The following is a 5642-nucleotide window of genomic DNA, read 5'->3' as shown; positions in this document are numbered from 1 at the left end:
TAAGAGACAGCCCCAGCCGCATCCCGCGCCCGTCCACGGCCAGCCCGGGAAGCAGCACCACCCGCGCCCGGAGCACCGCGTCCACGCCCAGCCGCGCACCGTCCGGCTCCAGCAGCCCCCGCCCCGCGGGCACCAGCCGCTCCGCCCCCTCGTACGCCGCCCAGTCCAGGTCGTTGTCCGGCAGCAGCACCGGCAGGAGGACCCGCACCCCCCGCTCCCGCAGCGCGTCGAGCAGCGCGCGCGTGCCGGGCTCGCGTCCTACGGAGACGTACGCGGCGACGGTCCCGGCCCCCGCGATCTCGGGCAGCTCCAGCGCCCGCCGGGCGAGAACCGCGGAGGCGTTTCGTGCGTCCTCTTCAGACAGCGGGCGCCGCGCGGCAAGGAGGTCACGCCGAAGGGCGGGCTTTCCTGACATGTCGTAATTCAATGGACTTCGCAAATCTCTCGTATGTGTATGTATCGAGAGAAAGTTAACCGGAGCCACATCTTCCCCTCATTCATGGCGGATATGGTTCTCGGTATGACTCAGTCGCCCCCCAGGATCAGCAAGGCGGTCATCCCTGCCGCCGGCCTCGGCACACGATTCCTGCCTGTCACCAAGGCCACTCCCAAGGAGATGCTGCCCGTCGTCGACAAGCCCGCGATCCAGTACGTGGTCGAGGAAGCCGTGATGGCAGGGCTCTCCGACGTTCTCATGGTCACCGGACGCAACAAGCGTCCCCTGGAGGACCACTTCGACCGCAATTACGAGCTGGAGGAGGCGCTCACCCGCAAGGGGGACACCGAACGCCTCGCCAAGGTGCAGGAGTCCAGCGACCTGGCCACCATGCACTACGTCCGGCAGGGCGACCCCAAGGGCCTCGGCCACGCCGTCCTGTGCGCCGCTCCGCACGTCGGCGACCAGCCTTTCGCGGTCCTCCTCGGTGACGACCTGATCGACCCGCGCGACCCGCTGCTGTCCCGCATGGTCGAGATCCAGGAGCGCGAGGGCGGCAGCGTCATCGCGCTGATGGAGGTCGAGCCCGACCAGATCAACCTCTACGGATGCGCCGCCGTCGAGCCCACCGCCTACGGCGACGTGGTCAAGGTGCACGACCTGGTGGAGAAGCCCGACCCGGCGGACGCCCCCAGCAACTACGCCATCATCGGCCGTTACGTCCTGGACCCCGCCGTCTTCGAGATACTGCGCCAGACGGAGCCAGGCCGCGGTGGTGAGATCCAGCTCACCGACGCGCTCCAGCAGCTGTCCGCCGACGAGAAGGTCGGCGGCCCGGTCCACGGTGTCGTCTTCAAGGGACGTCGCTATGACACGGGTGACCGCGGGGACTATCTGCGTGCCATTGTCAGACTCGCGTGCGAACGTGAAGACCTGGGACCGGACTTCCGGGCCTGGCTCCGCAGTTACGTCAACGAGGAGATGTAGCGCCTTGAGCAGTACGGCGACACCGGCACCGGCATCCGTCTCGGGCCAGGGACGGCTCTGGACGGTGGACGAGCACCTGGCGGACATCCTCGCCACGGTCCGTCCGCTCGACGCGATCGAGCTGCAACTGCCCGACGCCCAGGGCTGCGTCCTGGTCGAGGACATCACGGTGCCGGTGGCCCTGCCGCCGTTCGACAACAGCTCCATGGACGGCTACGCGGTCCGTACGGCCGACGTGTCCGGCGCCGACGAGGAGTTCCCGGCCGTCCTGACCGTCATCGGCGACATCGCGGCGGGCGGTGACTCCCTGCCCCGCGTCGGCCCCGGCCAGGCCGCCCGGATCATGACCGGAGCACCGCTCCCGCCGGGCGCCGAGGCCGTCATCCCCGTCGAGTGGACCGACGGCGGTACGGGCGGCGGGGCCGCCACCTCCATGCGGCCGGCCGGCTCCGCCCCCGAGGGCGCCGGAGGCGAGGTTCGGGTGTACCGCCCCGTCGAGCCCCGCGCGCATGTCCGCGCGCGCGGCAGCGACGTCCAGGCCGGGGACCTCGCCCTGGAGGCCGGCACGATCCTGGGACCGCCGCAGATCGGCCTGCTGTCCGCCATCGGCCGCGCCACCGTCCGGGTCCACCCGCGCCCGCGCGTGGTCGTCCTGTCGACCGGCAGCGAACTGGTCCAGCCGGGCGAGCCCTTGGGCCAGGGCCAGATCTACGACTCCAACAGCTTCGCGCTCACCGCCGCCGCGCGGGACGCGGGCGCCATCGCCTACCGGGTCGGCGCGGTCACCGACGACGCGGAGACCCTCCGGTCCACCATCGAGGACCAGCTGATCCGCGCGGACATGATCGTGACGACCGGCGGGGTCAGCGTCGGGGCGTACGACGTGGTCAAGGAGGCGCTGTCCTCCGTAGGAGACGAGGACGAGCCGGGCAGCGGCATCGACTTCCGCACGCTCGCGATGCAGCCGGGCAAGCCCCAGGGCTTCGGCTCGATCGGCCCCGAGCACACCCCGCTGCTCGCGCTCCCCGGCAATCCGGTCTCCTCGTACGTCTCCTTCGAGCTGTTCGTGCGCCCCGCGATCCGCGCGCTGATGGGCCGCCAGGACGTCCACCGTCCGACGGTCCGCGCGACCCTGAAGGCCGACAAGGCGCTGACGTCACCGGCCGGGCGACGCCAGTTCCTGCGGGGTACGTACGACGCCGAGGCGGGCGCGGCCGTCCCCGTCGGCGGCGCCGGTTCGCATCTCGTCGCCGCCCTCGCCCACGCCGACGCGCTGATCGTGGTCCCCGAGGAGGCCACGTCGGTGGAGCCCGGAAGCGAGGTCGACGTGGTGCTGCTCGGCTGACGGCCGCCCGGTGGCGGTAGCGTGTCCTGCCTAACAGGCCCCGCCGGGCCCGGACCGGGAGCGCCACAGCGATGACTGCGTTTTCCCGGGGGGAGACCCCCGGACCTTCTCGACAAGGCCGCCTGACGCATATCGACGAGGCGGGCGCGGCCCGCATGGTCGACGTCTCCGCCAAGGAGGTCACCGCGCGCACCGCCAGCGCGAGCGGCCGGGTGCTGGTGTCGCCGCGCGTGGTCGAACTGCTGCGGGGTGAGGGCGTGCCCAAGGGCGACGCCCTGGCCACCGCCCGGATCGCGGGCATCATGGGTGCGAAGCGGACCCCGGACCTGATCCCGCTCTGCCATCCACTGGCGGTCTCGGGAGTCACGCTCGACCTCGCCGTCGCGGACGACGCGGTGGAGATCCTGGCGACGGTGAAGACCACGGACCGCACGGGCGTCGAGATGGAGGCCCTGACCGCGGTCTCGGTCGCGGCGCTCACGCTGGTCGACATGGTGAAGGCCGTCGACAAGGGCGCTGTCATCACGGACGTACGGGTCGAGCAGAAGACCGGCGGCGCGTCGGGCCACTGGTCCCGCCGGCCACCGGAGCCGAACGGGACACCGGAGAGGGGCACGGCATGACCGATCCCGCCGACAGCGGCGCCGCGGCCCCCGCGCCGCGGGCAAGCAGGCCCTACCGCGCGCTGGTCGTCACCGCGTCCAACCGCGCGGCGGCCGGGGTGTACGCGGACTCCGGAGGTCCGATCATCGCGAACGCCCTCGCGGAACTGGGCTTCTCGGTCCAGGGACCCCTGGTCGTGCCCGACGGCGACCCGGTCGAGCAGGCCCTGCGCGACGGGGTGGCCGCCTCGTACGCCGTCATCCTGACCACCGGCGGCACCGGCGTCTCGCCCACCGACCGCACCCCCGAGGCCACCCGCCGCGTCCTTGACCAGGAGATCCCCGGCATCCCCGAGGCGATCCGCGCCGAAGGCGCCCGTAAGGTCCCCACCGCCGCGCTCTCCCGGGGCCTCGCGGGCGTCGCGGGCCGGACCCTGATCGTGAATCTGCCGGGGTCCTCCGGCGGTGTACGGGACGGGCTCGCCGTACTCGACCGGCTGCTCGTCCACGCCGTCGACCAGATCCACGGCGGCGATCACCCCCGTACCGACGGATGAACCCCTTCTGGCCCGTGGCGCTGGTGGACGGCGATGTCGTCCTGCGCCCCATAAAGCCGCGCGACCAACGTGCCTGGCGCGAGGTGAACCGGCGCAACCGCGAATGGCTGCGTCCTTGGGAGGCGACGATCCCGCCGCCGCCCCCCGGCGCCCCGGTCGCCCAGCGCCCGACGTACCGGCAGATGGTCCGTCACCTGCGCGCCGAGGCGAACGCGGGGCGGATGCTGCCGTTCGTCATCGAGTACCAGGGGCGCCTGGTCGGCCAGTTGACGGTGGCCGGGATCACCTGGGGCTCGATGTGCTCGGGGCATGTCGGCTACTGGGTGGACCGCGATGTCGCGGGGCGCGGCGTCATGCCGACGGCCGTGGCCCTCGCCGCCGACCACTGTTTCCGCATGGTGGGGATGCACCGGATCGAGGTCTGCATTCGCCCCGAAAACGGGCCGAGCCGCCGCGTCGTGGAGAAACTCGGATTCCGCGAGGAAGGCACGCGGCCCCGCTATCTGCACATCGACGGGGCCTGGCGGGACCATCTGGTCTTCGCGCTCACGGCCGAGGAAGTGCCGGAAGGACTCCTGCACCGCTGGCACCAGGCGCGACCTGGAACACCACAGAAATGAAATAAGTGTTCGATAGTAGTCGCCATCCGACCATCAAGTGATCTGAACAATCACAAAAAAAGTCCGTGATATCAGCCAGATCGTGCGACACACCGGCTCAATTGGCGGATGCCCTCGCGCGAACACCTCTACGGTGTGAACCGTGAGCAGCAGCGGCCTCATCTACGCAGTCATCGTCGGGGCCTGGGCCGCCTACTTGGTACCGATGTGGCTCCGCAGGCAGGACGAGCTCAACGAAGCCCGTCCGACGGAACGCTTCAGCACCGCCATCCGGCTGCTGTCCGGACGGGCGGCGATGGAGCGCCGGTACGCCAAGGAGTTGCAGGACCGCACCACCGAGGAGGCCGGGCCCGACGGTGCACCGGATGTCGCGGCGGAGCCGACGAGCTCTGTCGACGTCCGGTCCTTCTCCGCGCCCGCGGCCCATACGGAAGCCCGCCTGGAGATCCCGGCACCGTCGCCGCCTCCCGCACCCGCCCCGCCTCCCGCACCCGCCCCGGCGCCCGAACGGCGCGCGCGCCCTTCCGGCGCCGCCGCCGAACGCGCCCGGCGCGCCCAGCGTTCCCAGGTACTCGCCCGCCGTCGGCGCACCACCGTCGTGCTCTTTCTCGCCTTCACGATCGGCGCGGTCGTCGCCGGCGTCCAAGGGCTCTCCCTCCTGTGGGCGCCGGCCGTCCCCGCCGTACTCCTCAGCGCGTACATCGTGCATCTGCGCGCCCAGGAACGGCGTCGCTTCGTCTTCACCATGGACCGCCGCAGGGCCGAGATCGCCGCTCAGCGACTGCGCGAGAACCGCCCCCGGCGGCACCACCAGGCCTCGGCCCCGGCCGAGCCCGACGAGGAGCCCGAACCGCGCCCCGCCCCGGAACCGGCCGCCTCGGTCTCCCCGCAGGAGGCGGGCCGCCGCGCGCTGGTCGAGCAGACGGACCACGCGGAGTGGGTCGACCAGCAGCGCGAACGCGAGCGCGGCCCGGCCCGCGGCGACAGCTGGGATCCGGTCCCGGTCCCGCTCCCGACCTACGTGACGGCGCCGGTCGCCCCGCGCGCCACGGGCGGCGTGAACGTCAGCGACCCGGAAACCTGGAGCGCGGCCCG

7 protein-coding genes are annotated in these 5642 nt (G+C 72.0%); 6 read left to right on the top strand and 1 reads right to left on the bottom strand.

Annotation, left to right across the window (positions count from 1 at the left end; all coding sequences use genetic code 11):
- A partial coding sequence (locus P3L51_RS34700; protein ID WP_435594590.1) for a 5-formyltetrahydrofolate cyclo-ligase occupies positions 1-427 on the bottom strand: 427 nt, incomplete at its 3' end.
- A gap of 93 nt (positions 428-520) precedes the next feature.
- On the opposite strand from P3L51_RS34700, the gene galU reads away from it, so the two are divergent.
- The 6 genes from galU to sepX form a co-directional block, all read left to right on the top strand.
- Positions 521-1423 (top strand): UTP--glucose-1-phosphate uridylyltransferase GalU, encoded by a 903-nt coding sequence (galU, locus tag P3L51_RS34695; RefSeq protein ID WP_354609349.1) that lies wholly within the window; start codon positions 521-523, stop codon positions 1421-1423.
- A 4-nt stretch (positions 1424-1427) separates the two neighbouring features.
- The gene (gene glp / locus P3L51_RS34690) at positions 1428-2768 is read left to right on the top strand and encodes a molybdotransferase-like divisome protein Glp (RefSeq protein ID WP_354609348.1); all 1341 of its coding nucleotides are present in this window, start codon (positions 1428-1430) and stop codon (positions 2766-2768) included.
- 71 nt (positions 2769-2839) lie between these two features.
- A complete protein-coding gene (gene moaC / locus P3L51_RS34685) occupies positions 2840-3391 on the top strand; it encodes a cyclic pyranopterin monophosphate synthase MoaC (RefSeq protein WP_354609347.1) in 552 nt (183 codons plus the stop codon).
- Complete coding sequence (locus tag P3L51_RS34680) at positions 3388-3927, top strand: MogA/MoaB family molybdenum cofactor biosynthesis protein (protein ID WP_354609346.1); 540 nt, start codon at positions 3388-3390, stop codon at positions 3925-3927. Before moaC ends, P3L51_RS34680 begins: the two co-directional genes overlap by 4 nt.
- Positions 3924-4547 carry a GNAT family N-acetyltransferase gene (locus P3L51_RS34675; RefSeq protein ID WP_354609345.1) on the top strand — a complete coding sequence of 208 codons (624 nt, stop codon included), beginning with the start codon at positions 3924-3926 and terminating at the stop codon, positions 4545-4547. Before P3L51_RS34680 ends, P3L51_RS34675 begins: the two co-directional genes overlap by 4 nt.
- A gap of 142 nt (positions 4548-4689) precedes the next feature.
- A partial coding sequence (sepX, locus tag P3L51_RS34670; protein WP_354609344.1) for a divisome protein SepX/GlpR occupies positions 4690-5642 on the top strand: 953 nt, incomplete at its 3' end.

Origin of the sequence: Streptomyces panacea (genome assembly GCF_040560175.1) — a bacterium.
Taxonomy (GTDB): Bacteria; Actinomycetota; Actinomycetes; order Streptomycetales; family Streptomycetaceae; genus Streptomyces; species Streptomyces panacea.
The sequence above is the reverse complement of the archived record's forward strand: the minus strand, read 5'-3'. Positions and strand labels throughout refer to the sequence as shown.

Bases quoted from the DNA above. Each gene is read 5' to 3' on its own strand.
- galU (WP_354609349.1), top strand. From the start codon at position 521: ATGACTCAGTCGCCCCCCAGGATCAGCAAGGCGGTCATCCCTGCCGCC.
- moaC (WP_354609347.1), top strand. From the start codon at position 2,840: ATGACTGCGTTTTCCCGGGGGGAGACCCCCGGACCTTCTCGACAAGGC.
- P3L51_RS34680 (WP_354609346.1), top strand. From the start codon at position 3,388: ATGACCGATCCCGCCGACAGCGGCGCCGCGGCCCCCGCGCCGCGGGCA.
- P3L51_RS34675 (WP_354609345.1), top strand. From the start codon at position 3,924: ATGAACCCCTTCTGGCCCGTGGCGCTGGTGGACGGCGATGTCGTCCTG.